Genomic DNA, 25196 nt, shown 5'->3' with positions numbered 1-25196 from the left:
ACCCATGCGTTATATCTCCACCCGAGGCACCGCGCCCGTTCTGAACTTTGAAGAGGCGATGCTGACAGGGCTTGCCCGTGACGGCGGGCTTTACGTGCCTGAAACGATCCCGCAAATGCCACTTGCCGATATTGCCGCCCTGGAGGGGTTAACCTACGAGGCAACTGCTTATCGCGTGATGCGCCCCTTTGTGGGGGATGTTTTCAGCGACAATGAGTTTGGGGATATCATTGATCGCGCCTACGCCGGATTTGGCCATGCTGCGCGTGCGCCGCTGGTGCAACTGGACCAGGGGCATTTCCTGCTGGAATTGTTCCATGGGCCGACGCTGGCGTTCAAGGATTTCGCCATGCAGTTGATCGGGCAGATGTTTCAGACCGCGTTGGGCCGCAAGGGCGAACGCGTCACTATTGTGGGCGCCACGTCGGGTGATACCGGGTCCGCCGCCATCGAGGCCTTTCGCGGGCTAGAGAACGTAGATGTGTTTATTCTCTATCCACATGGGCGGATTTCCGAGGTGCAGCGCCGCCAGATGACCACACCGATTGAACCTAATGTACACGCCTTGGCGATGGACGGTGATTTTGACGATTGTCAGGCGCGGCTGAAGGATATGTTCAACGATTTTGAATTCCGCGATGGTGTGCGGCTCGCTGGCGTAAATTCGATCAACTGGGGCCGGGTGCTGGCGCAGGTGGTCTATTACTTCTCTGCTGCCGTGGCCGTAGGCGCGCCGCACCGCCCGGTAAGTTTCACCGTTCCCACCGGCAATTTTGGAGACATCTTTGCCGGTTACATCGCCAAGCGTATGGGGCTGCCGATCGACAAGCTGGTGGTGGCGACAAACCAGAACGACATCCTGCACCGATGTCTGAGCGGGCAGGGGTACCACAAAGGCACTACTGTCCCCTCCATCAGCCCCTCGATGGACATCCAGGTCAGTTCAAATTTTGAACGCGCGCTTTTTGACGCTTATGATCGGGACAGCAACGCCATTGTCCAATTGATGGACGAACTCAAGGCAGGCGGCTTTGACGTCAGTCAGGGCGCAATGCAGGTGCTGCAGTCGCACTATATGTCCGGGCGCGCCTCTGAAGCCGAAACAATGGCGACCATTGCGTCTGCTTTGAAATCCAGCGGTGAATTGCTCTGCCCGCATTCCGCCATTGGCGTCAAAGTGGCCGAGGAGATGCGCGTCACCGGGACCCCAATGATCACGCTGGCAACGGCCCATCCGGCGAAATTCCCGGACGCGGTTGAAAAAGCCAGCGGACAACACCCCCCCTTGCCCCCGCGCATGGGCGACCTGTATGAACGCCCAGAACGGGTGAGCCGGGTGCCAAATGATCTGGCAGCCCTCACCGGGCATATCAAAAGGCATCGAACTGCGTGACACTTAATCAACACCGCCTGCCAAATGGCTTCCGCATCGTAACAGAAGAAATGCCCGGACTGGCTTCGGCCTCTATCGGGGTCTGGGTCACCGCCGGGGCGCGCCATGAAACGCCCAAGCAAAACGGCATTGCGCATTTCCTCGAACATATGGCGTTCAAAGGTACGAAACGCCGCACGGCTTTGCAGATCGCTGAAAGCATCGAGGATGTGGGAGGCTACATCAACGCCTATACCAGTCGTGAGGTCACGGCATATTACGCGCGCGTGTTGCAAAATGACGTGCCACTGGCGCTGGATGTGATTGCGGATATTCTGTTGAATCCGACGCTGGAAAATTCTGAAATCGAGGTCGAGCGCGGCGTGATTTTGCAAGAGATCGGTCAGGCGCTCGACACGCCTGATGATGTGATTTTCGACTGGCTGCAAGAAGAGGCCTACCCGGACCACCCCATGGGGCGCACCATATTGGGCCCGACCGAACGTGTGGCCAATTTCAGCCGCAAAGACCTGCAGGGCTTCATCAAACAGCACTATGGTCCGGAACAGATGATCCTGTCTGCGGCGGGGGCCGTAGATCATGATGCGATCGTCAAACTGGCTGAGACTCTGTTTGGGGATATGACACCTACGCCTGCGTTTGACGTGGATGCAGCCCGGTTTCTCGGCGGCGAAAAGCGCCAGAACAAGGAATTGGAACAGGCGCATTTCGCCTTGGCATTTGAGAGCCCGGGTTACCGTGAAGATGAGATCTACACCGCTCAGATTTACGCATCGGCCTTGGGTGGTGGGATGTCGAGCCGGTTGTTTCAGGAGATCCGGGAAAACCGCGGGCTGTGCTATTCGATCTTTGCGCAAGCCGGGGCCTATGCAGACACCGGCATGACCACGATCTATGCGGGCACATCCGCCGAACAGCTGCCGCAACTGGCGGAAATCACCATTGATGAAATGAAACGTGCCGCTGAAGATATGTCGCCCGCCGAAGTGGCGCGCGCGCGCGCGCAGATGAAGGCCGGACTGTTGATGGGTCTGGAAAGCCCCTCCAATCGTGCGGAACGTTTGGCGCGATTGGTTCAGATCTGGGATCGGGTACCGCCCTTGGAGGAAACCGTGGCGATGATTGACGCAGTGACCACCGGGGATGTGCGTGAATTTGCACAAAGCATGGCCTCGGCGTCACCCGCGGCCTTGGCGTTGTACGGTCCAATTGATGCAGCCCCCAGTCTGGCTGCATTGCAGGAGCGTCGAGCGGCTTGATGCTGCGGGGATTACGCAAACTGCGGATCGAAACGCAGCGTATGACGCTACGCCAACCCATTCATTCTGATTTTCGGCCCTGGACGGCCCTGCGCGCAGAAAGCAAGGAATACCTCACCTCCTGGGAACCTAGCTGGGCCAAAGATCATCTGACCCGAAAGGCCTTCACAAATCGCGTCTATTGGGCGCAGAGATCGGTGTCCGCTGGTACCGCGATGCCGCTCTTTCTCATCCGTCGGCAGGATAACGCGCTTTTGGGTGCCATTACGCTGGACAACATTCGACGCGGGCCTGCGCAATCTGGCACTCTTGGTTATTGGACCGGGGAACCCTTTGCGCGGCAAGGATATATGCGCGAGGCAATCACCGCCCTTGTTCACCACGCATTTACGCAATTGGATCTCAGCCGGATCGAAGCCGCATGCCTTCCGGAAAATGCTGCATCGCGCGGGTTGTTGGAAACATCTGGATTTAAATACGAAGGGGTGGCGCAAAGCTATCTGCAAATTGACGGACGCTGGCGCACCCATGTTCTGTATGCAGCCCTGCGCGGAGACCGACGCGGCAAAACCGGCGCGGGTTAGGACCACTTCCAAAAGACCTGCAGACAGCAAAACGCCAGAGCCTTCAGGCCCCCAGTGTCTGAAATTCAGGCAGATCGGCGAGGCGCGTGTCTTGCACACAGTTTTTTCTGGGAATTTCGCCCACTGCGCTATTTTGTCGATCATGGAGGTGGAGCCATGGTGATCCGTTTGATTGTTGCATTCATGCTTATGGCACAGGGGGCCATGGCACAGGAGCGCACGCCCAGTCATTGCGTTGCATTGGCCGACGCGGCTCCGGGACTTGAATATATCGTCCCCGCAAGCCTTGGACCCGTCGCTTCAGAAACGGTGCGGATCCACTATATCGCTCATGCGAGTTTCCTAATCCGAAGCCATGGTGGCTTGAACATGGTCACTGATTTCACAGGGTTCACCGGGTCCGCACCGGTGATTCCGGATGTTGTCACAATGAACCATGCGCATGACACGCATTGGACGGCCAACCCTGATCCTGCGATTGAACATGTGCTGCCCGGATGGGGGCCCTTCGGCGAAGGGATCACACATCGGTTGGATCTTGGGGAAGTTCTGATCCGCAACGTCTCTACTGACATCCGGTCGCAGTTTTCGGGCATCGAGGAAAAGGGCAATTCGATCTTTGTGTTTGAAATGGCGGGGCTGTGCATTGGCCATCTGGGGCATTTGCATCACGAACCGGATGCCGAGCAATATGCGGCACTTGGGAGGCTCGACGTGGTCATGGCCCCTGTTGATGGAGGCTACACGCTTGATCTGCCGACGATGGTGCGGGTGCTGAAACGCCTGCGATCTTCTGTGGTGATTCCCATGCACTGGTTTTCGCTCTTTGCGCTGGATGATTTCTTATCCGGCATGTCAGATGAATTTGCTGTGGTTGAAGTGGGCGGACCATCGCTTGAAATTTCACTGGATCGCCTGCCGGGACGTCCGACCATCATGGTTTTGCGTCCGGCCTGGTTGTCCGAGCCATAGTCAGGACTTGCATCAAGCCGCTGCGCGTTAGATCAATGCACATGAGTTTGAATTCCGCCGACCCCGCCTTTGCCGCCCTGCTTCATGAACAATTGCCCGAAGGGTCAGTAAGTGAGACGGAACCACGCCACCTGGAAGAACCGCGCGGGCGATGGCAGGGGCGCAACAGCCTGCTGGTCCGCCCCGCGTCAACTGACGAGGTTGCGCGGGTTATACAGCTTGCATCTCGAAACAGCGTCGGGGTTATTCCTTATGGAGGTGGGACAGGTCTGGTTGGCGGGCAGGTTTCACCTGAGGGGCCACTGCCTCTGATCCTGTCGTTGGAACGCATGAATGCAGTCCGAAGCGTGCATTCGGAAGAGAACGTGCTGATCTGTGAGGCGGGCGCGGTCCTGGCAGATATTCAAAGCGCCGCTGAGGACGTCGATCGTTTGTTCCCCCTTTCGCTTGCTTCGGAGGGCTCCGCCCGCATAGGCGGCAATCTTGCAACAAACGCGGGTGGCACTGCGGTGCTACGCTATGGGAATGCCCGTGATCTGTGTCTGGGATTGGAGGCTGTCCTGCCGGATGGGCAAATCTGGCATGGGCTCAAACGCCTGCGCAAGGATAATACAGGCTATGATCTGCGCCATCTTTTGATCGGTTCGGAAGGTACGCTGGGCGTGATCACTGCCGCAGCGCTGAAGCTGAGCCCGCGTCCCGCCAGCACGGGAACCGCGATATTCGTGGTCCCATCCCCGGAGGCGGCCTTGTCTTTGCTGGCTTTGGCACGCGATCATCTTGGCGAATTGGTCAGCGGCTTTGAGCTGATCAATGGTCAGGGCCTTCATTTCCTGCGCGATGTCCTGCCAGAGGTGCGCCAACCTTTTACAAGGCCGCCGGACTGGTCGGTCTTGATCGAGGTGGGACTGGTGCAGGGCATGGAGGCGCAAACCGCCTTGGAACAGGTGTTTGAGGTCGCCGCCAGCAAGGGTCTGGCGCTGGATGGCGTGATCGCGCAAAGCGCACAACAATCTGAGGATTTCTGGTCGGTGCGTGAACACATACCAGAGGCGAACAAACGCATTGGTGCCATCATTTCCAGCGATGTTTCCGTCCCATTGAGCCGCATTCCGGAGTTCATTTCAGTGGGTCATCAATTGATTGCTCAGGTCGGTGCGTTCCGTGTGAACTGCTTTGGCCATGTCGGGGACGGCAACCTGCACTATAATGTATTCCCGGTGAGCGGCGACGAGGCGTCCAACCACAAGGACAAGCGCGAAGCGCTTCAGCGCATTGTGCATGATCTGGCGGATCGTCTGGGCGGTTCGGTAAGCGCGGAGCACGGTATCGGACGTCTCAAAGTGGACGATTTGCAACGCTATGGCGATCCGGCCAAACTTGCAGCGATGCGCGCTATCAAAGCGGCGCTCGACCCGCAGGGCATCATGAACCCCGGCGCGGTTCTGAGCGGGTAACGGTAACGCAGGCGGCTTTCAGCCTGTTTGGATTTTTCCCGTTTGATGCTATAAATACCAGACGTTTTCCATTTGCACACTGTGCCCGATCGTATGTCACTCAGATGAGGAACACGATGAAGACGCCGCTTGCTCCAACAGCTGCACGTGCGCCCTTGCGCCCGAGTCCAGAACCCAAGGGACGTAAGTCCGCACATCGATCCGGGCTAGACGGACTTGTGGCCGCTGCCGCACAAAGCAGCACGGTACGAGCGCTGACCCGTCTACAGGAAATGGTCGCCGGGCCCGCCGCTGCGGGCCAATTCCAAGCGCGGGCCACGACGGTTCAACGCGCGGTGGTTGTCGGGACGGAGCCGCTCCGACGTCCGGCCGACGTGAAGGACTGGTTCCTGGCGCAGGATGCTGTAAAGGCCGAAAACAACCCTCAGGGATTATTCGACAAGCTGTTGGTCTTGCACGATGATCGCAACACGATCTTCACGTTCACCGATTTTAATCATCTGGTGCAATGCCTTATCGAAGACCGCAACGGGGACGCACTTACCAACCCGCCGGTGGAATCCGCTGTGCCACAGGCCTTTATGGCAGCGGCACATGAGCGCGCGCAGACGGAGCGGTTTTTCAAGCTGAACCAGCCTTCAGCGTTTCAGATTCCGGAACACGCCCCCGGTGGCCATGAGATAGATCCCAGAATGCTGCCACCTTCCGGACAGGGGCAGACGTGGTTTGGCAGCGGACCGACGGGTACACCTTCTCTGGAGCTTTTCTCCAGCATGATTCCAAGCCAGGTTCCCAGTGCGGAAACCGAGCCTGTGACCTTTGGCGATCCGAAGAATCCCTCCATGGTCATGGATCGCGATGGTATGAACCTGGGCATGCATATCAAACCGACTTATGATGCGACCCCGCATAAAAACAAGATGTCGCGCAAGGATGCGACCTATGCAAATTTACCGTCGGTGCCAGATCGGGTGCGCGGGCATCCCTATAAGTTGGCGGACAGTCAAAAGAGCACGGATCGCAATTCGACGCTAACATTTGACAATGACAGGCGCGCCTATACGGATGAGAGCGATGCCACCAAAGGCAAAGGCGGCACGTCGAGCTATCGCTATAACAAGCTGGAAAACCCGAATTTACCCTTCACACAAGTGAACGTTGACCCGGTTATCAGTGAAATGGAGGTGGCCCGGCCGGTTGAAATCGCAACGCGCAGTGAGCAGAACAACGGAAGTTTTGTGGACCGGCGGTGGGATAATTCGGGTACGTTCGATTTTCGCGGTCGGGCAGAAGCGGCGATAGAAGGGGGCTTTTTCGTCGGTGGCAAGCAGGCTCATCAGGATCAGGAGGCGATTGCGAATGCACAGGGCAATCCGTTTCCGGAAGCGCCCTATTACCCGATGGGCGGTGACTATCTGCCTGAAAATCGGCGCGATAAGCCGGGATATGGTTCGCCCTTGCCAACCCCTCTGATCGCTGATGCCTTATCGCGCGCCGCTACACCCGATGAGATCACCGTGAACGAGCGTGAAAGTTTCGTCACGGGTGTTGCGCAGGTGCGCACCGTTGTGGAGCATGCCGGGCACCACTATGAGGTTCTGGCGATCAAGGGGCGTGCCAGTAATGGCACGGTAACGCTGGAGGTTTCGCTGGTTATCTAGGGCGGTGTATCAAAGCCCCTCAAAAGCACAGAGGGCGTGGACCTCCATGCCCAGAGCCTCAAGCTTGGCCCGCCCCCCGAGGTCGGGCAAGTCGATGATAAAGGCGGTGGAAACAATCTTGCCACCAAGCCGCTCTATCAGTTTTATGCCAGCCTCAGCGGTCCCGCCGGTGGCCAATAGGTCATCCACCACAAGGATTTTTTCGCCCGGCTGGATGGCATCATCATGTATCTCGACAATGGCCTCACCATATTCGAGGGTATACTCCTGTGAAATGGTTGTCCCCGGTAGCTTCCCTTTTTTTCGGATGGGCACAAAGCCAACGGACAACTGATGTGCAATGGCGCCGCCAAGGATGAAACCCCGCGCTTCAAGCCCGACCACCTTGTCAATCTCCAGCCCCGCATAGGGGTGCAACATCTGGTCGATGGCCATACGAAACCCGCGTGGGTCGGCAAAAAGGGTTGTCACATCGCGAAACATGATTCCCTCATGGGGAAAGTCGACGATGGTACGAATATAATCCTGAACAGTTTTCATGACGTCTCTTTCAGTTGGCGCGGCGCAGGGTGGCGGTCAAAACCCCCATGCTGATGAGGGTGGCACCGCCTGCTCGGGTGATCCAGGTCAAAATCGAGGGGCGGGCGATCAAACGGCGCAACCGATCCGCCAGAAGCGCATAGGCCATTGCGTTCAGGGCTGCGAGGGTCACAAAGGTCGCGATCAGGATCATAAATTGCGGGATCAGCGGGGCCTGGGGCTGTAGGAACTGTGGCACGAAGGCGACGAAAAACGCGATGGACTTTGGATTGAGAGCGGTCACCATAGCTGTATGGCGAAAAACGCCACTTGCGCTGATTTGTGTGACGGGCGGTTGCAGCCCGCTGCCAGGAGCCGAGCGGATCAGTTTTATCCCAAGCCAAACAAGATAAATCGCCCCAACCCACTTCAGAACGGTAAAGAGCGTCGCAGAAGCGAGCACCAAAGCACCGAGACCGGCAAGCGATGCGGTCATTGCAACCAGATCCCCCGCCGCGACACCGGCTGCGGAAGCGGCGGCAACGGACCGCCCTTTGGAGAGCGCATAACTCAAGACCAGCAATACTGTGGGTCCCGGAATAAGCAGCAACGCGATAGATGCGGCCACAAAGGTGAGCCAAAGGTCAAAGGGCATGAATTGATCCTGTTAAAGTTGTCGATAGCTTTCAAAGTAAACATAAAACATCATCCCATCCGAAGTGTGAACAGGTTCACAGACGAATTCGCGCATATGTGGAATCATTTCCTTACTGCTAAATATTTACTCAAATTGGAGAATTCGTCATGCGCGCCATCGTACTTCTGGCACTTGCTGCCTTTTTTGTTTCCTCCGTCGCGGCATATGCGGCTTGTCCACAAGGTTACTACAACTGTGGTAGTAACCTGTGCTGCCCACAGTGACCGCTATGGAAACTGCACAAAAACCCGCCAAGACCAAAAAGATCGATTTCAAGTTCTGGACCATCGCCGGCATGATTGCCGCAGTTCTGGGGTTCAATATTGCCGAGACATTGGTCCTGGACGCTGATGAGGACGACATCGGATACGCGCGAAAGATCATTCCCGATACGCGCGTCAGTGATCCGCTGCCCGGAGATGTTTACGTTTTCAATCATGACATCAATGATTTCGTGGAAAGCAAGATCTGTTCCCTGCAGACTTTCATTGAGGTTGCGCCGGTCGCGGCAAAACTGTCTGCTTCCAATGTCTGGGGCACCGGGGTGAACAAGACGATGGACTCCGTCGGTGGTTGGGTCGGTGATAAAATCACAGGTCTTGCAAAAGTCGAGTCACCCCAGCGCGAATGGACCTATATGAAAACCCATCGCCCGGCGGTTCAGGCTCCAATGAACCCGGCCTGCCTGCAGACAGTGGTCGCGATGGCTGCAAACACGTCACTGACGCCTTTTGTCGTGGACTCGATTTACGAGGTGCACGGGAAAGACAGTACTTCCAAATGGGTGCGGTTTGCCAATCCGCTGATGATTGACCCCAACTCCTGCACCGAATGTCCGCAACCCAAGACAGTACGCGACATCATTCAGGCTGATCCATTCACACGGATAAAAGTGGATTGGAACATCGTCAAAATCAACTGACGGGCATCGGAGAAAACACTGACTGGTGTGGGGCTTGAAACCCTACGCCAGAACGCGTGCTGCCACAGCATCCAATTTCGACATCAACGCCGGATTACGCGCATCAGGCGCTGTTAAAATCGCGTATTCCAGCGCACGATCACAACCATGAGGGCAGGGCGCGCGGTCATTTCCTAGAAGTTTTGGCAATCGGCGGACCAGATCACGGCCCTTGTCGGCATTGCCCATAAGCGTTGCGATGATTTGCGTTACATCCACTTCGCCATGATCCGGATGCCAGCTGTCATAATCCGTGATCATGGCGACCGACGCGTAACAAAGTTCCGCCTCGCGGGCGAGTTTCGCTTCGGGCATATTGGTCATCCCGATGACATCCGCTCCCCAGCTTTCGCGATACATTTTCGATTCGGCCAGTGTTGAAAATTGCGGGCCTTCCATAGCCAGATATGTGCCGCCTTTGTGGACGGTGATGCCCGCGTCCTTGGCCGCAGTTTCACAGGCATCCGACAGGCGCGGACAGGTGGGGTGCGCCACCGAGACATGCGCCACACAACCTGTCCCAAAGAAGGATTTTTCCCGCGCGATGGTTCGATCAATGAATTGATCTACAATAACAAAATCACCAGGCGCCATTTCTTCGCGAAACGAGCCGCATGCAGAAACAGAGATAACATCCGTGCATCCAATCCGTTTCAACGCGTCAATATTCGCGCGGTAAGGCACCGTTGAGGGGCTATGAATGTGGCCCCGGCCATGACGCGGCAGAAAGGCCATTTCAACGCCGTCCAAGGTGCCGGTTAAGATCGCATCTGAGGGTGTGCCCCAAGGCGATGCCACGGTTGTCCACGCTGCATTTTCCAACCCGTCGATATCGTAGATGCCAGAGCCGCCGATCACGGCGATCTTGGTTTGAGTCATGAGGGGCTCCATTCGTTTGCGTTTCCCGATGGTGGCGGCGTCACGCGCAGAAATCAACTGCTGAGCCTGTCACCTTGATGTGCATTTTTGATCTTTCGTGCATTATTTACCGTGCTTATCGTGGAAGATAATCTGACGAGGCGCGCGTGGGATGCACTTTTTCTTTATCAATTGTTCACCATGCTATGTGAATGGACGCTTGGGGTTTCCATTCTGTTGGAAACCGTCTAGTAGCGCGCGAAAGGGGCTTGCGTCGGGCCGGCTTCTCCTCTGAACAGAGTTTAGGATATTTGGAATGGTGCGAACAGCGTTCCGCAGCTTCACTAAGAACCTTGAAATGACTGAATTGCGCTGGATGCCGGAAGATGGATTTTCTCTCGGACGTCTGCGCATTGAGCTTTTGTCGGGCCTCACAGTTGCGCTTGCGCTGGTGCCGGAAGCTGTGGCCTTTGCCTTTGTCGCCGGAGTGAATCCGCTGGTTGGTCTCTATGCGGCCTTCATCGTTGGTCTGATCACGGCTTTGATTGGCGGCAGGCCGGGGATGATTTCCGGTGCGACAGGTGCCCTGGCCGTAGTCATGGTGGCGCTGGTGGCGCAGCATGGGGTGGAATATCTCTTTGCAACAGTGGTGCTCATGGGATGCTTGCAGATGGTTGCAGGGGTGATGCGATGGGGGAAGTTTATCCGCCTTGTGCCTCACCCGGTCATGCTTGGGTTCGTGAATGGACTGGCGATTGTTATTTTTCTGGCCCAGATGAGCCAGTTTAAAGTGCCGGGCACGATTGTGAACACGGGACACGGCATGTCGGGTGGCGAATGGTTGAGTGGTACGCCGCTGTATCTGATGCTTGCTCTGGTGGCAGCCACCATGGCGATCATCTGGGTGATGCCGCGCATTACGCGTGTCATTCCCGCACCTTTGGCTGGCATCGGGATTGTTGCGGCTGTGGTGATCGGCTTTGGCCTGGATGTGCCGCGTGTCGGTGATCTGGCGTCCATTCAGGGAGGATTGCCGGCGCTGCATATCCCAATGGTACCGCTCAATTGGGAGACCTTTGAGATCATTCTGCCCTATGCCGTTATTCTTGCGGCGATTGGGCTGATCGAAAGTTTGCTGACGCTCAATCTGGTGGGAGATATGACCAACAAACGCGGCGGTGCGTCACAGGAGTGCATCGCGCAGGGCATTGCAAATACGGTAACAGGTTTCTTTGGGGGAATGGGCGGCTGTGCAATGATCGGTCAGTCGATGATTAATGTGAAATCGGGCGGTCGCACACGCGTGGCGGGGATCGCGGCAGCAGTCTTCTTGTTGTTGTTCATACTGGTCGGTTCTTCCGTTATCGAGCTGATCCCTCTGGCTGCTTTGGTGGGCGTGATGTTTATGGTGGTTATCGGGACCTTTGCCTGGAACAGTCTGACGATCCTGCGCAAAGTACCGTTAATGGATGCCTTTGTTATTTTGCTGGTGACAGTTGTGACGGTTTACGAAGATCTGGCCGTTGCCGTCGTCGTGGGCGTTATTGTGAGCGCGTTAGCCTATGCATGGAACAATGCGCGGCGAATTTATTCCAAAACCTACACAACGCCCGAAGGCGCGCGTGTGTATCAGATTCAGGGGCCGCTGTTTTTCGGCTCCTCTGAAGGGTTTTCAGAACTTTTCGATGTAAATGGTGATCCCTCGGAAGTTATCGTTGATTTTGCCGACAGCCGGGTCGTGGATCAGTCCGCGCTGCAAGCGATCGAGGCTGTGGCAGTTAAGTATGAAGGCGTAGGAAAGCGACTGCAATTGCGCCATTTGAGTCGGGATTGTCACCGATTGCTGAAGAAAGCGGGTCATTTGATGGTCGATAGCGATGACGACCCTGAATACGAACTGGCCGTAAATTATCAGGTGCGAACAGGCATTCTGGGCGGCCACTGACGCTGCGCGGCGCTATTGGCCTCTGGCCAAGGCGCCCCGCCCACCGTCCCGTATGGTCGCAACAATCATCTCAATTAGTTGGATACTGCGTTTTTGCATCGCAATGTTTTTTTTGAGCGGGCTACCCATAGCGATACAGCGTTTTGTTCCAATTTTTACATTTGGAATATTGGATTGTCCCTTGGCATCTCGCGACCCGACTTAAGCTCGAAGAAACCAGTGAATTATGACTGATCAAGGGAAATCCTTTTTCTGCATCGGTACTTGAAATCAGACCGGGGCATGTGGGGCATTGTGCGTCTGTGTTCGAAAAATACGGCGCGCTGGAAATAGGGGTGTTGCTTTCAGTCTTGGTGCACCTTTTGAAAAAAGGCCGGAACGGGTGTTGGAGAACGTTTTTGAGCGGTTTCATTACCAGCCCGTTGCAAACACGAAGAGGAGCTTTGCATCGCGTTACTTGCGGTCAGGTTTGAATGACAGAGGCGGTTCCAAATTTGCGAACCTCAGGTTCAATCGTCTGGACGGGCCAGTTCAAACAACTCGGTGACGCGGGTATAGTCGCGATAGCCCAGGCGGCTCAGCGGTTGAAATGTGCGCACGTCAAAACGCCCGTCAACCAAAGTATTGTCACGGATGTGCACGCCGACGACTTCTCCAAAAACTACGAAGTTGTTCTGACCCTCAATGGCGATAATCTGGGTCATGCGACATTCCAGAGACGCAGGCGCCTGCGCCACGCGTGCGCAATCGATTTCGGAGCACTCAACTGGAGCGACGCCTGCGATTGCAAATTCATCTGTTTCTTTGGGCAGCATTTCGGATGAAGCGTTCATCGCATCACGCATGGTATATTCGACAATGTTCACACAAAAAACTCCAGTTTCGCGCACATTGGCAACTGAATCCTTGGTGTCCCCCTGGTCATCTTTATAGCTGGTAGAGGCGAACATTACCTGTGGTGGCGTATAAGAGACACCGTTGAAGAACGAATAGGGTGCCAGGTTATTGTGCCCCTGCGCGGTCCGGGTGGAAATCCAGCCAATCGGACGCGGGCTTACGATCGCGTTGAAAGGGTTATGGGGCAGACCGTGGCCGTCCTGGGGGCGGTAGAACATTGCAAACTCCTGATCATTTGCAGGTCCTGTAACGCATGTGTTAGGGGCGGACCACCTGAAACCGAAGCTGGGGCCGCGCAGCCGCCGTGTATCACCTCAAGATTGAAACCGCGCAGGACCAGCATGAGGTCGAAGCCCTTTTTGACTTGTGTTTTGCGCCGGGGCGCGAGGCACTGTCGTCCTATCGATTGCGCGATGATGTGGCCTCGGTGTCAGAACTGAATCATGTAGCACGCGATGAGGATGGCGTACTGGCGGGGGCGATCCGCTTCTGGCCTGTTCTAGCAGGCGAGGCGGCGGCTTTGCTTTTGGGACCGATTGCCGTTCATCCTACACGACAGGGGGAAGGTTTGGCAGGAGATCTGATCCATCAAGCCCTTGCTCTCGCGGCGTTGCAGGGCTGGGCGCGGGTCATATTGGTCGGGGATGAACCCTACTATGGTCGGTTTGGCTTCGAACGGTTAAGCCGCATCACAATGCCGCCGCCGACCAATCCTGAAAGGGTGTTGGGGCATGCATTGCACCCTGATGCGTGGCGGGGAATTTCGGGCGACGTGATCCGTTGGTCGGACCCAAGTAAACACATTGATTGAATTTCGCCCCGTCCCGTCCCATTTCTATTTCAGAAGGGAAGGTCTCATGGAAGATATTTCGCACGTTGTGCCGATTGACGTGAACACTCAGCTTGACGCGCTGGCGCAGCGATATAAGCGTGCCGGCGGTGGCGCTGTGGAACTGCTCAATGTGGTCGGTGGCCGCGCTGAAGGATTGCTGGATAGATTGCCCGCTCCCGCGCGAGATGGGCTCCAGAGCGCCACGCGTCTTGCATTGGAAAAAGCCCTGAAGGTCGCCGGGTCAAGCCGACAGGTGGTCCCGGATCAAAAGCGCTGGTTGAACACGGCTGTGGGCACAGCCATGGGCGCAGTCGGGGGCGTGGGGGGGCTACCCACGGCCCTGGCAGAACTGCCGGTGACCACCACGTTGCTCTTGCGAATTATTCAGGGCGTGGCTGTCGAACATGGCTTTGATCCGGCCGCTGAAAGTGTTCAATTCGATTGTATTGAAGTGTTTGCTTCCGCAGGTCCTCTTGCGGAAGATGATGGAGCCGATCTTGGCTTTCTCTCGGCACGGGTCACCCTGACGGGTGGTGCATTAAAAGGAATAATTGCCCGGGTTGCGCCGCGGCTGGCGACCGTGTTGGGCCAGAAACTTGCTGCCCAGACTGTGCCCGTTCTGGGGGCAGTTGCGGGCGCTGCTACAAACTACGCCTACACCAATTATTATCAGGAAATGGCGCATGTTCATTTCGGGCTGCGCAAATTGGCGATAGATGCCGATGTGCCATTGGAGACACTGGTGTTGCAATTGAGGGATAAAACTCGAAGGCGTTCCATGGCCTGAGCCCAAGGCTGTCATACAGATCACAACATCCTGTGGGTAATAACGAAAATGGGGCCATAATTTGTTGGCAAACACGCATTAATCGTTCATGTTGTGCGATATCACAACTCTGACGTTGTTCATCAACCGCTGGCGCGACCCGGATCATGATAAAACAATTGCCAATATCTCTTTCTGGTGCCCGAAAACGGGATGTGCGCACGCAATTCGCCGCGCTGTGTTACCGGATCAAAAAGAAGAAAGTCCAGATACTCATGATCACGTCGCGCGGCACGCAGCGCTGGATTGTGCCCAAAGGCTGGCCCATGGACGGTCTTACACCAGCTGAGTCCGCCATTCAGGAAGCATGGGAAGAAGCGGGCGTGCGCGGCGTATCCGATGGCAGATGTCTGGGTATTTACTCCTACAGCAAAGATGCAAATGACCTCGGTGAATTGCCCTGTCTGGCCATGGTTTACGCCGTTCAGGTGAATGAATTGGCCACGGTGTTTCCCGAAGCCGGGCAACGAAAGCGCGCATGGATGACGCGCAAAAAGGCGGCGCGTGTCGTTGAGGAGCCTGAGCTGGCAAGGATTTTACGTGATTTTGATCCGCGCGAAGATACGGGATTTGCTTGACGCGAGGGATGATCGGCTCCATTTCGTAAATAAGCGGTAACCAATTTGGAGTAGCCTGCGCGACATGATTCAATTTGCGCTCAAATGTGAAAACGAACACACTTTTGACAGTTGGTTCAAATCCGCGTCAGCATTCGATGCCCTGAAGGCGTCTGGACATCTGTCCTGTGCAATTTGTGGCAGCAGCGATGTGAAAAAAGCAATTATGGCGCCAAGGGTGTCCACTGCAACAAGTGACACGCCGGAGAAACCGCTTCAAACCGCAATGACAGAGCAGGAAAAAGCCTTGAATAAAATGCGCCAACATGTGGAGAAAAATGCCGATTACGTCGGGCCTCGCTTTGCTGACGAAGCGCGGTCGATGTATCTGGGCGCTGCGCCAGAGCGCGCGATCTATGGCGAGGCCAATGCCGCTGAAGCTAAAGCGCTGATTGAGGACGGTGTTCCTGTCGCGCCTTTGCCGTTTTTGCCAAACCGAAAAGCGAATTGATGTTGTGACCATTGTTATTACAGGGGCCAGTCGCGGAATTGGTGCTGGACTGGTGAAGGCCTATGCGGCGCGAGGCGAGGATGTGATTGGCACCACGAGGCATGGCGAACATGTGCTGGAAGTGACGGATCCAAACAGCCATTCGGCATTTGCCCACACACTGGAAGGCCGCCCTGTCGACTTGCTCATTTGCAATGCTGGCGTCTATCTCGACAAAGGGCAGGTTTTGGACGGGGGCTACCCTGCCGCGCAGTGGGCCGATAGTTTTGCCACGAATGTGATGGGCGTCTTTCTGACCATTCAAGCGCTTTTGCCTAACTTGAGAGCCGCGCCTAGCGCCAAGATTGCAATCATTTCTTCGCAAATGGCTTCTTCGCAACAGGCACCGGGCGGCAGTTACATCTATCGCGCTTCTAAAGCTGCGGTGCTGAATTTGGGTCGCAATCTGGCAAGTGATCTGAAACCTGAAGGCATTGCCGTTGGTATTTATCACCCGGGCTGGGTGAAAACTGACATGGGCAGCCAAGCGGCCGCAATTGACGTCGCTGAAGCTGTGGCGGGGCTGACTGAACGATTTGATATCCTCGACCTGTCAAGCACAGGCGTCTTTGAAACCTGGGACGGGCGCGCGCACGCTTATTGATCCAAAGGAGGCGGCATGCGCCGCCACACGATGCTGTCAGGTGCGCAGGGCACCTGAATTGGCGCGTGATTTAAACAGTTTGCCAGATTTGAGATGTTTGCAGAGCCTTGTGTGTCGGATCAACAGCGCGTACACCCGCCGCGATTAACGCAAGGGGCGCGGCATGCCTGTTTTGGTGATGAAATTCGGTGGCACATCGGTGGCCACGCTGGACCGTATAAGGCGGGCAGCAAAACGTGTCGGCGTGGAAGTGGCCAAAGGGTATGACGTAATCGTCATCGTTTCCGCAATGTCGGGCAAAACCAACGAACTGGTGGGCTGGGTGGGCGAAACATCGCCGCTTTATGACGCGCGTGAATATGATGCTGTTGTGTCATCGGGTGAAAACGTCACGGCGGGGTTGATGGCGCTGACCTTGCAGGAAATGGATGTCCCGGCGCGCAGTTGGCAAGGTTGGCAGGTTCCGGTCAGGACGACGTCGGCACATTCGGCTGCGAGAATTGAAGACATTCCCCCTGCAAATATTACATCCAAGTTTGCTGAGGGTATGCGCGTGGCTGTGGTGTCTGGATTTCAGGGGGTGAGCCCGGAAGGTCGGATCACGACCTTGGGGCGCGGGGGCTCGGATACGACGGCGGTTGCTTTTGCAGCGGCTTTTGCGGCGGAGCGTTGTGATATCTACACCGATGTGGACGGTGTCTATACGACGGATCCGCGTGTGTCGCCTAAAGCGCGCAAGTTGGACAGGATTTCGTTTGAAGAAATGTTGGAACTGGCGTCACTGGGTGCAAAGGTCTTGCAGACGCGGTCTGTTGAACTGGCCATGCGGTATAAGGTCAAACTGCGAGTTCTGAGCAGTTTTGAGGAACAATCAGATGAGGCGGGCACATTGGTCTGCGCTGAGGAGGAAATCATGGAAAGCAAAGTAGTCGCCGGCGTCGCCTTTTCGCGTGATGAGGCCAAAATGACGCTTGTCAGCGTTGCGGATCGCCCGGGCATTGCGGCAAGCATTTTCACAGCGCTCAGCGAGGGGGGGGTGAATGTGGATATGATCGTTCAGAACATCTCCGAAGAAGGGCGAACGGATATGACCTGGTCTTGTCCAACAGATCAGGTAACGCGCGCTCAAAAGGCCGTGGCAGATGCAAAATCACAAAGCATCATAAATTACCACGAGGTCATTGCCGATACCGATGTCGCAAAGGTGTCCGTTGTAGGGATTGGCATGCGAAGCCATACTGGCGTTGCTGCAAAAATGTTCCAGGTGCTCAGTGCGGAAGGCATCAACATTAAAGTCATTACCACTTCCGAGATCAAGATTTCTGTACTGATTGATCGGAAATACATGGAACTCGCCGTTCAAGCGCTCCATGATGCATTCGAGCTGGAAAAAGCAGCCTGATCTGCGCGATCTGTGCAGAAGGATGGAATGATTGGGAGGCGCGCGCGTGGCTGAACGTCAAGAGACAGGTTCGCGCAAGCTGCTGGGGCGGCTGCGGGATGCAATGGCGGGCGATGTTGAGGGGCAGGCGCGCCTCAATAGAATTACGCACCTTATTGCCGACAGTATAAGCTGCGAAGTCTGTTCCATTTATTTGTTCCGCGACGAAGACACCTTGGAGCTTTGCGCCACCGAAGGTCTCAATCAGGACGCTGTGCATCAGACAAGAATGAAACTCGGCGAGGGGCTGGTGGGCATGGTCGCACGGCGCCGTCAGGTTGTGAATACGGCTGATGCGCCACAGACCAAGGGCTTTCGCTATATGCCCGAAACCGGAGAAGAAGTTTTTTCCAGTTTTCTTGGTGTGCCGATCCAACGCTTGGGCGATGCGCTGGGGGTGTTGGTTGTGCAATCAAGGAACATGCGCGAGTTTCTACCCGATGAGGTCTATGCGCTGGAAGTCGTCGCGATGGTTCTGGCGGAAATGACCGAGCTTGGCGCGTTTGTGGGTGAAGGTGCCGCGATGTCCGCGCGCCATCTGCAACCAGCGATGTATCGTGGGACGGTCGGGCAGGAAGGCGCCGCAGAAGGCCACGTCTGGTTGCACGAACCACGGGTCGTCGTCACCAATGTAATCGCCGATGATCCGGTGCGCGAATTGGAACGATTACGCGAGGCAGTGGAGCAGTTGCGCGTGGGTGTCGACAAAATGCTGGAAATCGCGGGCAACTACGACAAGGACCAGCAGCAGGTATTGGAAGCCTACAGGATGTTTGCAAATTCCAAAGGCTGGATGCGGCGGATGGAAGAAGACATCTCAAACGGGTTGTCCGCCGAGGCGTCGGTTGAAAAAGAGCAATCGCTCGCGCGTGCACGCATGGGGCAGGTGACGGACAATTACCTGCGTGAGCGGCTGAGTGATCTGGACGATCTGAGTAATCGCTTGCTGCGCATTCTTACCGGCCAGGGCGCGGATACCGGGGCGGAAATGCCGGCAGATCCGATCTTGATTGCACGCAACATCGGGCCGGCGGAATTATTGGAATATGGACGTAGTCTTAAAGGGATCGTGCTGGAAGAAGGCTCCGTGGGCAGCCACGCAGCCATTGTCGCCCGCGCACTCGCAATTCCGCTCGTCGTGCATGCGAGCCGGGTAACGACTGAGGCGCTCAATGGTGATCACATTATGGTTGACGGCGAGCAGGGCATCGCGCACCTGCGTCCGGATGATACAGTCGTCACCGCCTTTCGCGACAAGATCGCGATGCTCGCCGCCGCACAGGAGCGTTATAGCTCGATCCGCGATAAACCTGCCAAAACGCTGAATGGCGCCTGCATTGCGCTGCAAATGAACGCGGGCCTCATGGCCGATTTGCCATCCTTGCCCAATTCCGGTGCGGAAGGTGTCGGGCTGTTCAGAACTGAATTGCAGTTTCTTGTGCGCAATCAAATGCCGCGCCGTTCCGAGTTGGTGGCGCTATATGCCCGGGTATTGGATGCGGCACAGGGCAAGCGCGTGGTGTTTCGCACCTTGGACATAGGGTCGGACAAGGTATTGCCCTATATGAAGCCAAACGATGAACCGAACCCCGCATTGGGGTGGCGCGCCATTCGAGTTGGGCTAGACAAGCCCGGCATCATGCGCATGCAGTTGCAAGCTCTGATCCGCGCAGCGAACGGGCGCCCCTTGACGGTCATGTTTCCTTTTGTCGCCCAATTTGAAGAATACCGCGCTGCCCGCAGGTTGATGGACAAAACGCTGGCCGGCGAAGAACGGTTGGGTCACATATTGCCGGAAAGCGTTGAAATCGGCGCGATGTTAGAGACTCCAAGCTTGGCTTTTGCGCCCATCAAGTTCTTTGAAGAAGTTGATTTCCTATCCATCGGCGGTAACGATCTTAAACAGTTCTTTTTTGCCGCGGATCGCGAAAACGAGCGCGTGCGGCGCCGCTATGATACACTGAACGTCTCATTCCTGAGTTTTCTCCAGGGGATCGTTGAACGCTGTGCCTTGACACAGACGCCACTTTCTTTCTGTGGCGAAGATGCCGGGCGGCCGGTGGAAGCCATGTGCCTTGCGGCGATCGGTTTGCGTAGCCTTTCCATGCGTCCTGCGTCTATCGGGCCAGTCAAGAGCCTGCTGCGACGTACCAATCTTGATGAGGTCCACAAAGTCATCGCGGACGCCCGTCATCGGGGTGACATGTCCGTCCGGCCATCCGTCATGAAATGGCTCAAGAACCAAGGGTAACATTTGATAAGGGCGCAATCGGCTTTTGCAATAATTCTTTTTGGCAGAAGCGTTGCGGGCAGCCTCTAGCGCCTCACTTGGTTCCAGCATGTTGACCGCTGTAACACTGGATTGAATGATCCCGAATGCGCGTGCGAAAGCGCGCTGTACGTGCCCGGCGGGTTTCTAGAACATACCGCTACGAGACCAAACGCCAACCGCTATGAGCAGCACCGAGTGCAAGACAAGATTTCTGCTCCTTCTGATCCTGACAAGACTGATCATGTCCGCCCGGAGGCTGTGGTCGCGGTGCAAAACTGCATCTATCCAAAAACGCCATCTTGCAAGGTGCGATCGCGCTTCGAGCAATCGATTGTGGCGTTGAGATAGAGCGTGCCTATTCGATTGGCTCAAAAGTCGCTTGGTTGGCACTCACAGGTCTCGGAAATACGGATTGTGAGTGGTGTCAACGCCTGCCGGGTCCCGCCTTCAAAAAAGGGCAGACTTGGATTGCGATTTCGCAACACGCATCGTCACACACTGACGTTCCCGACTTCGTCGTTGTGACTGATGTTGACCCGATGTTTGACGGCCAAAAGTTGTCGCCATTTCAAATAACCGAAGCCTTCCTTCACGATAATTTTGACGGTTCGCCGTTCATTATGATGAGCCTTAACGGAATTTGGGATGAAATCGCGACAGTCCTCGACTTGTCAACGGACGCTATCCGGGAGGGCTTGCATTGATGGCAAGTCTTCGCTCCGCAATTCGTAAGGCCGATCTCGTCCCCGGGTTTGAGGCTGCCAAGGTGGCCGGATATGACCGCGTTTCAGTTGCGGCGGAGGCTGTTGATGGAAGTCGATTTCTGACTATCAAAGGGTTGAACAGCGACCCCGCCGGCGCAGATACATCACCTCAAAAAAAGTGGAAGGCGAGACGTTCCGCAAGCTGATTTGCCAAAGGGTGTCCACCGCGTCAGGCGAAAGCTGGCAAGCGGCAGGAGCAAGTTCCACTTCTATGCTTGGCGGGGCTGCCCCAAGTTCTGGGAAAACGATCACCGCAAGCCGCGCGAACCTGCTTTCTATCAGGCGTTTTCGGAAGCTGCCGCGCGGCCGAAACGGGCGAACTACGTGACGTCGCAGATGGCCGACGATTTTCTTTCGAGCACTGCCATGCCTAAGGGCGAACGGTCGCAGTCTGATATTCGTAAGTGGGGCCTTCAGTTTGCGGGCCACTTTAAAGATGCGTCAGCGGTCATTTGTGAGGAGCGCGGGGCGCGGAAAGAGGTGAACGTATGGCGAGCGCTCTGGAAGCATTCACCCAAGCAGCACGACATGGCTGGAAGTCACGCTGTCAGAATTCTCAACCGGGCGGTGGATGAGGGCAAGCTAGCTGAACATCACTGCCACGAGCTGCACCGCCTTTATGAAGTTGCCCGGTCGGAAATCATTTGGACCCCGGCGGATCGCGAGGCTTTGAATGCGATTGCGTCGGAGTGGGTGCGCCGGATTCTCTGTGTTGCTTGCGAAACAGGCTTGCGACCGGCTGATCTAACTAAGTTGCCCTCGGCCCACATCGAAGACACACCGGGCGGTCGTCGTCTGCGGGTAAGAACGAACACGCGCAAACGGCTTGCTCATATCCCGACTACGCCGGTCTTGGCCGAGGTTATCGACGCGACGCCGTCAGACCGAGTACTCATACTCACCAACGCCAATGGCAACCGGCTGACGCCGCACTTGGCATCCGACGGGGTGCGTCAGTGGCGCGACAAAGCAATGCTGTCAGATGAGCTGCGCCTCTATGATGTACGTGGAACGGCTGCGACGCGCCTGCTCAATGAAGGTCTGTCGTTGGCCGAGATCGCCAATCACATAGGCTGGTCAATTCGCTACGCGGCGAATTTGATCGAGCATGACGCGCGGGTTTCGCCAGACGAAACCGACGCAGTTCTGGTCAAACTGGCACGTGCCAAAGGGGGCGTAGCATGAACAAAACTGCAAACGCCGCTGTAAACGGCGCAGCCCGCGCATTCACGGTATTGAACCAAGTCATTGAAAAAAATGGAGGCGAGTACCGCAATCGAACCCGCGTGCACGGATTTGCAAGAAGCAGGCAGTTAAAAGTGCTATTTGAATTCAATGACTTCAGCGCGTTCAAAATTGATGTGTGCAAATCTGTGCACAAAGCAATGCAGCGCAGTTCCAAAAGTTCCACAACATTTTATCAAAATTTTATCAGTTGCTCGATTTTGATAGATAGCTTGGTGTCGATTGCAGGCATTTGCAACAGCTTAGGCTTGCTGATGCTATGCGGGCAAAGCGGAAACTCATGCGGGTTCTCCGAACGCCCGATTTTGGCTGAGAAATAGTTCCTTATCCAACTTTGCCGCCGCGATGAGATGATCGAAAACAACTCGAACCCGCGAATTCTGCCGTAGGTCGTTGTGGCACACGATCCAAAGCTCTCCAAACTCATGCTCAAATGGCGCAGAATGCCGTACCAGTCCGGGCCATTGCTCGCCCAGCAGAACGGGTAGCACGCATTCCGCCCCGCTGTTTGCAGCAAGGCTCGCGGTCAATATCAGGCTGTTCGAATACAACGCGGTCTTATCGGATGTCAGGCGCTGAAGCTGAAGCACCATCGTTTTTTCGGACAAAAGATCGCCTGCAAATCCAACACTCTCGGCCGCGTGTAGCACGTTTTCAGGCTTGGGCCTGTCGATGGACCCGTAGACCGCCCATCGAATGTCAGTTAGTTTTCGACCAAACAGCTGCTCATCTGTGGGCCGCTTTGGACGGATGGCCAGATCGGCATCGCCGTTTGCCAGACTTACGACGTGATTGCCAGAGAGCACCTGAACCTCAAGCCCGGGGTGGGTCTGCGTGATGGCATTGACGTGCCGCGCCAGAAAGAACGGAGCCAAAACTTCGCTTGCGGCAATCGTAACCTTGCCCTGCAATAGCTTGTCACGCCCCAAGAGTGTTCGCTCGACATGGGTGATTTCTTGTTCAATCCGTTCCGCAGCCAATATAATCCCTTGCCCAATCTCGTTGACCCGGTAAGCGCCCCTTGACCTTGTGAAGATCGGCGGGGCGAGTTCATCCTCAATCCTTTCGAGCCGTCGGAATAACGTCGAAACCGTGATTTTTACGGCAGTGTACGCGAGCCGGGCGATCAGGAAGAGCGTTGCGATCAAAGACAGGTGTGGATGGGCGAGATCAGGTGCAACGACTGCCAATGTAAGAACGGCTGGCACCCAAAGGGCAAGTGCCTCGCCATGATTGCTGCGCACCATTGCAAGTCGCCGCGCGAAGACACCCTCCTCAATGCGGGTATCGAAGCTTGAAAAGGCGTATTTCAGGCCAGAGCCCCCGACCCTAATCATGGGTTGGAGCGCGAAAAGAGCCCCAAGGAGAACAACGTTCCACAAAGTGATTGAGATGAGAGTTTCCATGGTATTTCCTTAGGAGTTCAGCTGCGGCTGGTTGGTCAGGGCGTTACTTCAGGCTCTGAGGTGGGCATGCCATACCAATTCGTGATGGCTGCACTGATGGCCTCCGGGGCATCTTCCTGAATGAAGTGCCCTGCGCCGGACAGCTCAATATCGAGATGATCTGGGAACACCTGCCGGAAGCGGCTCCGCTCCTTTTCCTTGAACGCGAAATCGCTGTCGCCCCATAAGATCAAGGCGGGCTTATTGCTTATCGCGGGTAGTCCGTTCTCAATCTCTTGCAGGAAGGCCCTAGCCGCGATGAGCTGCTTGGAGAAGATATGGGTCCGGTGACGTATGTTGCGGTTTTTAAATGGGGCCAGATACATGTTCCATTCGTCCGCTGACAGCTTTCTCATCACGCCGCGCGAAAAGAAGAAACGGATGACACCGTTGAACAAAATGGCGCTGGTACGACCAAGAAGGCCACCCATGACACCCGAAAACATGCGCACCCCAGCGTCTGACAATGGCCAGCCAAAAGTGTTGCCGATGATCAACCGATCAATGCGTTCCGGCCGCATTTGAGCCGCATATAGACCGGTGGGGCCGCCCCAATCCTGCATCATTACGCCGACGCCCTTTAGGTCAAGCTGGTCAATGAATTCGACCATAACCTGCGCTTGTTCACGGCCAGTAAAGCCAAAGCCATGTGCCGCGTCAGACAATCCGAACCCCGGCAGGTCCGGCGCAATGCAGCGAAACTGCCCCCTGAGCCGGGGAATGATGTTCCTATAAAGAAAGGACCAAGACGGATTGCCGTGCAAAAGAAGAAGCACCGGACCATGGCCTTCGTCGACATAGTGAATGCGCGATCCGCTTCCAAGTTCTACCCAGTTCGACTTGAACGGGTAGAGCGACGGATCGGGTTGGAACTTGGCCATTCAGGAAGCGGCCGCGTTTGCGCGCAACTCTGTCAGAGATTGTGTCGCTGCGATTTCGTGGACCTGTCCGGTTTCAACATCATAAAGCATCGCCGAAACGGTCAGGCCACCATGCAGATTTGTCGCGTCGCACAGGCGGGCCATATCAACCATCAGATCACTTTCCGGGTCCGTGATCGCAGAGGCGGACACATCGATGCCTGTGCTCTCCTTGATGTGCGCCTGAAAGTCCGGTGCGGCGAAGTGCTGGGCGCCGCATTTGGTGTGTTGCATGAGCATGATGTGAAACACGGGCGCGTCTTGGTCCGTGATCCGGCCTACCAGTAGGCTGAGCGCGGTGATTTCTTCGATGATCGCAGGTGTGATACGCCCGCCGTTGTTACGCATGATCACGGCGTCGCCCAAGTCAAGGCCAAGAACGGTGGTTGGGTCAACGCGTGAATCAGCACAGGCAACGATGATCATGCCCAGTTTCGGCAGCGCGACCAGATCGCCTTGCGTAAAGCCAGCGGCGAAGTTTTGGTTGCGGGTTTTTAAAAGATCGATGTTTGACATGAGGGGTCTCCAATTGTCTTG

25 protein-coding genes are annotated in these 25196 nt (G+C 55.9%); 18 read left to right on the top strand and 7 right to left on the bottom strand.

Going from position 1 to position 25196, the window contains the following annotated elements:
• Positions 1-4 precede the first annotated feature (4 nt).
• The 6 genes from thrC to R8G34_06675 all read left to right on the top strand — a co-directional run bounded on the left by thrC (position 5) and on the right by R8G34_06675 (position 7326).
• Entirely contained in the window at positions 5-1393 is a 1389-nt protein-coding gene (gene thrC / locus R8G34_06700) for a threonine synthase (protein MDW3222567.1), read from the top strand.
• Positions 1390-2652, top strand: coding sequence for a pitrilysin family protein (locus tag R8G34_06695; GenBank protein ID MDW3222566.1), 1263 nt, complete (start codon positions 1390-1392; stop codon positions 2650-2652). The genes thrC and R8G34_06695 overlap by 4 nt, the downstream gene beginning before the upstream one ends.
• Positions 2652-3236 (top strand): GNAT family protein, encoded by a 585-nt coding sequence (locus tag R8G34_06690; GenBank protein ID MDW3222565.1) that lies wholly within the window; start codon positions 2652-2654, stop codon positions 3234-3236. Before R8G34_06695 ends, R8G34_06690 begins: the two co-directional genes overlap by 1 nt.
• A gap of 156 nt (positions 3237-3392) precedes the next feature.
• Entirely contained in the window at positions 3393-4208 is an 816-nt protein-coding gene (locus tag R8G34_06685) for an MBL fold metallo-hydrolase (protein MDW3222564.1), read from the top strand.
• Positions 4209-4249: 41 nt separating this feature from the next.
• Positions 4250-5665, top strand: a complete 1416-nt coding sequence (locus tag R8G34_06680) for an FAD-binding oxidoreductase (protein MDW3222563.1) — start codon at positions 4250-4252, stop codon at positions 5663-5665.
• A 104-nt stretch (positions 5666-5769) separates the two neighbouring features.
• Positions 5770-7326 carry a hypothetical protein gene (locus R8G34_06675; GenBank protein ID MDW3222562.1) on the top strand — a complete coding sequence of 519 codons (1557 nt, stop codon included), beginning with the start codon at positions 5770-5772 and terminating at the stop codon, positions 7324-7326.
• Positions 7327-7335: 9 nt separating this feature from the next.
• Here R8G34_06675 and R8G34_06670 read toward each other — a convergent pair whose 3' ends face one another.
• A complete protein-coding gene (locus R8G34_06670; GenBank protein ID MDW3222561.1) occupies positions 7336-7866 on the bottom strand; it encodes an adenine phosphoribosyltransferase in 531 nt (176 codons plus the stop codon).
• Positions 7867-7876: 10 nt separating this feature from the next.
• Positions 7877-8500: a LysE family translocator gene (locus tag R8G34_06665; protein ID MDW3222560.1), complete on the bottom strand. Its 624-nt coding sequence runs from the start codon at positions 8498-8500 to the stop codon at positions 7877-7879.
• Positions 8501-8771: 271 nt separating this feature from the next.
• On the opposite strand from R8G34_06665, the gene R8G34_06660 reads away from it, so the two are divergent.
• The gene (locus R8G34_06660) at positions 8772-9464 is read left to right on the top strand and encodes a hypothetical protein (protein ID MDW3222559.1); all 693 of its coding nucleotides are present in this window, start codon (positions 8772-8774) and stop codon (positions 9462-9464) included.
• Between the two features lie 42 nt (positions 9465-9506).
• Here the strand turns inward: R8G34_06660 and R8G34_06655 are convergent, their stop codons facing one another.
• Positions 9507-10382, bottom strand: a complete 876-nt coding sequence (locus tag R8G34_06655) for an S-methyl-5'-thioadenosine phosphorylase (protein ID MDW3222558.1) — start codon at positions 10380-10382, stop codon at positions 9507-9509.
• Positions 10383-10677: 295 nt separating this feature from the next.
• Here R8G34_06655 and R8G34_06650 point away from each other — a divergent pair, with 295 nt between their 5' ends.
• On the top strand, positions 10678-12306 hold the full coding sequence (locus R8G34_06650; protein ID MDW3222557.1) for a SulP family inorganic anion transporter: 1629 nt from the start codon (positions 10678-10680) through the stop codon (positions 12304-12306).
• Positions 12307-12815: 509 nt separating this feature from the next.
• Here R8G34_06650 and R8G34_06645 read toward each other — a convergent pair.
• Entirely contained in the window at positions 12816-13421 is a 606-nt protein-coding gene (locus R8G34_06645) for a flavin reductase family protein (GenBank protein MDW3222556.1), read from the bottom strand.
• 86 nt (positions 13422-13507) lie between these two features.
• Between R8G34_06645 and R8G34_06640 the strand changes: the two genes are divergently transcribed.
• The 10 genes from R8G34_06640 to R8G34_06595 all read left to right on the top strand — a co-directional run bounded on the left by R8G34_06640 (position 13508) and on the right by R8G34_06595 (position 22614).
• Complete coding sequence (locus R8G34_06640; GenBank protein MDW3222555.1) at positions 13508-14014, top strand: N-acetyltransferase; 507 nt, start codon at positions 13508-13510, stop codon at positions 14012-14014.
• Between the two features lie 46 nt (positions 14015-14060).
• Positions 14061-14822, top strand: coding sequence for an EcsC family protein (locus tag R8G34_06635; GenBank protein MDW3222554.1), 762 nt, complete (start codon positions 14061-14063; stop codon positions 14820-14822).
• A gap of 146 nt (positions 14823-14968) precedes the next feature.
• A complete protein-coding gene (locus R8G34_06630) occupies positions 14969-15439 on the top strand; it encodes an NUDIX hydrolase (GenBank protein MDW3222553.1) in 471 nt (156 codons plus the stop codon).
• 64 nt (positions 15440-15503) lie between these two features.
• Positions 15504-15929, top strand: a complete 426-nt coding sequence (locus tag R8G34_06625) for a DUF1178 family protein (protein MDW3222552.1) — start codon at positions 15504-15506, stop codon at positions 15927-15929.
• Between the two features lie 4 nt (positions 15930-15933).
• Positions 15934-16572 (top strand): SDR family NAD(P)-dependent oxidoreductase, encoded by a 639-nt coding sequence (locus R8G34_06620; protein ID MDW3222551.1) that lies wholly within the window; start codon positions 15934-15936, stop codon positions 16570-16572.
• A gap of 163 nt (positions 16573-16735) precedes the next feature.
• The gene (locus R8G34_06615) at positions 16736-17974 is read left to right on the top strand and encodes an aspartate kinase (GenBank protein MDW3222550.1); all 1239 of its coding nucleotides are present in this window, start codon (positions 16736-16738) and stop codon (positions 17972-17974) included.
• 46 nt (positions 17975-18020) lie between these two features.
• A complete protein-coding gene (gene ptsP / locus R8G34_06610) occupies positions 18021-20264 on the top strand; it encodes a phosphoenolpyruvate--protein phosphotransferase (protein MDW3222549.1) in 2244 nt (747 codons plus the stop codon).
• Between the two features lie 724 nt (positions 20265-20988).
• Entirely contained in the window at positions 20989-21195 is a 207-nt protein-coding gene (locus tag R8G34_06605) for a hypothetical protein (protein ID MDW3222548.1), read from the top strand.
• Positions 21196-21577: 382 nt separating this feature from the next.
• Positions 21578-22234, top strand: a complete 657-nt coding sequence (locus R8G34_06600; GenBank protein ID MDW3222547.1) for a tyrosine-type recombinase/integrase — start codon at positions 21578-21580, stop codon at positions 22232-22234.
• Positions 22231-22614 (top strand): hypothetical protein, encoded by a 384-nt coding sequence (locus R8G34_06595; GenBank protein ID MDW3222546.1) that lies wholly within the window; start codon positions 22231-22233, stop codon positions 22612-22614. The genes R8G34_06600 and R8G34_06595 overlap by 4 nt, the downstream gene beginning before the upstream one ends.
• On the opposite strand, the gene R8G34_06590 is transcribed toward R8G34_06595, so the two are convergent.
• From R8G34_06590 to R8G34_06580, 3 genes are read right to left on the bottom strand one after another with little or no spacing between them, the layout of a single operon-like run.
• Positions 22573-23700 carry a LysR substrate-binding domain-containing protein gene (locus tag R8G34_06590; protein MDW3222545.1) on the bottom strand — a complete coding sequence of 376 codons (1128 nt, stop codon included), beginning with the start codon at positions 23698-23700 and terminating at the stop codon, positions 22573-22575. The two genes, R8G34_06595 and R8G34_06590, sit on opposite strands and share 42 nt — an antisense overlap.
• Positions 23701-23735: 35 nt before the next feature.
• Positions 23736-24620, bottom strand: a complete 885-nt coding sequence (locus R8G34_06585; protein ID MDW3222544.1) for an alpha/beta fold hydrolase — start codon at positions 24618-24620, stop codon at positions 23736-23738.
• Positions 24621-25175 (bottom strand): carbonic anhydrase, encoded by a 555-nt coding sequence (locus R8G34_06580; protein ID MDW3222543.1) that lies wholly within the window; start codon positions 25173-25175, stop codon positions 24621-24623.
• Positions 25176-25196: the final 21 nt, after the last annotated feature.

The organism is Paracoccaceae bacterium (assembly GCA_033344815.1).
GTDB lineage: Bacteria > Pseudomonadota > Alphaproteobacteria > Rhodobacterales > Rhodobacteraceae > Roseobacter.
Note: the sequence above shows the minus strand (reverse complement) of the source record. Positions and strands in the feature narration are given on the sequence as shown.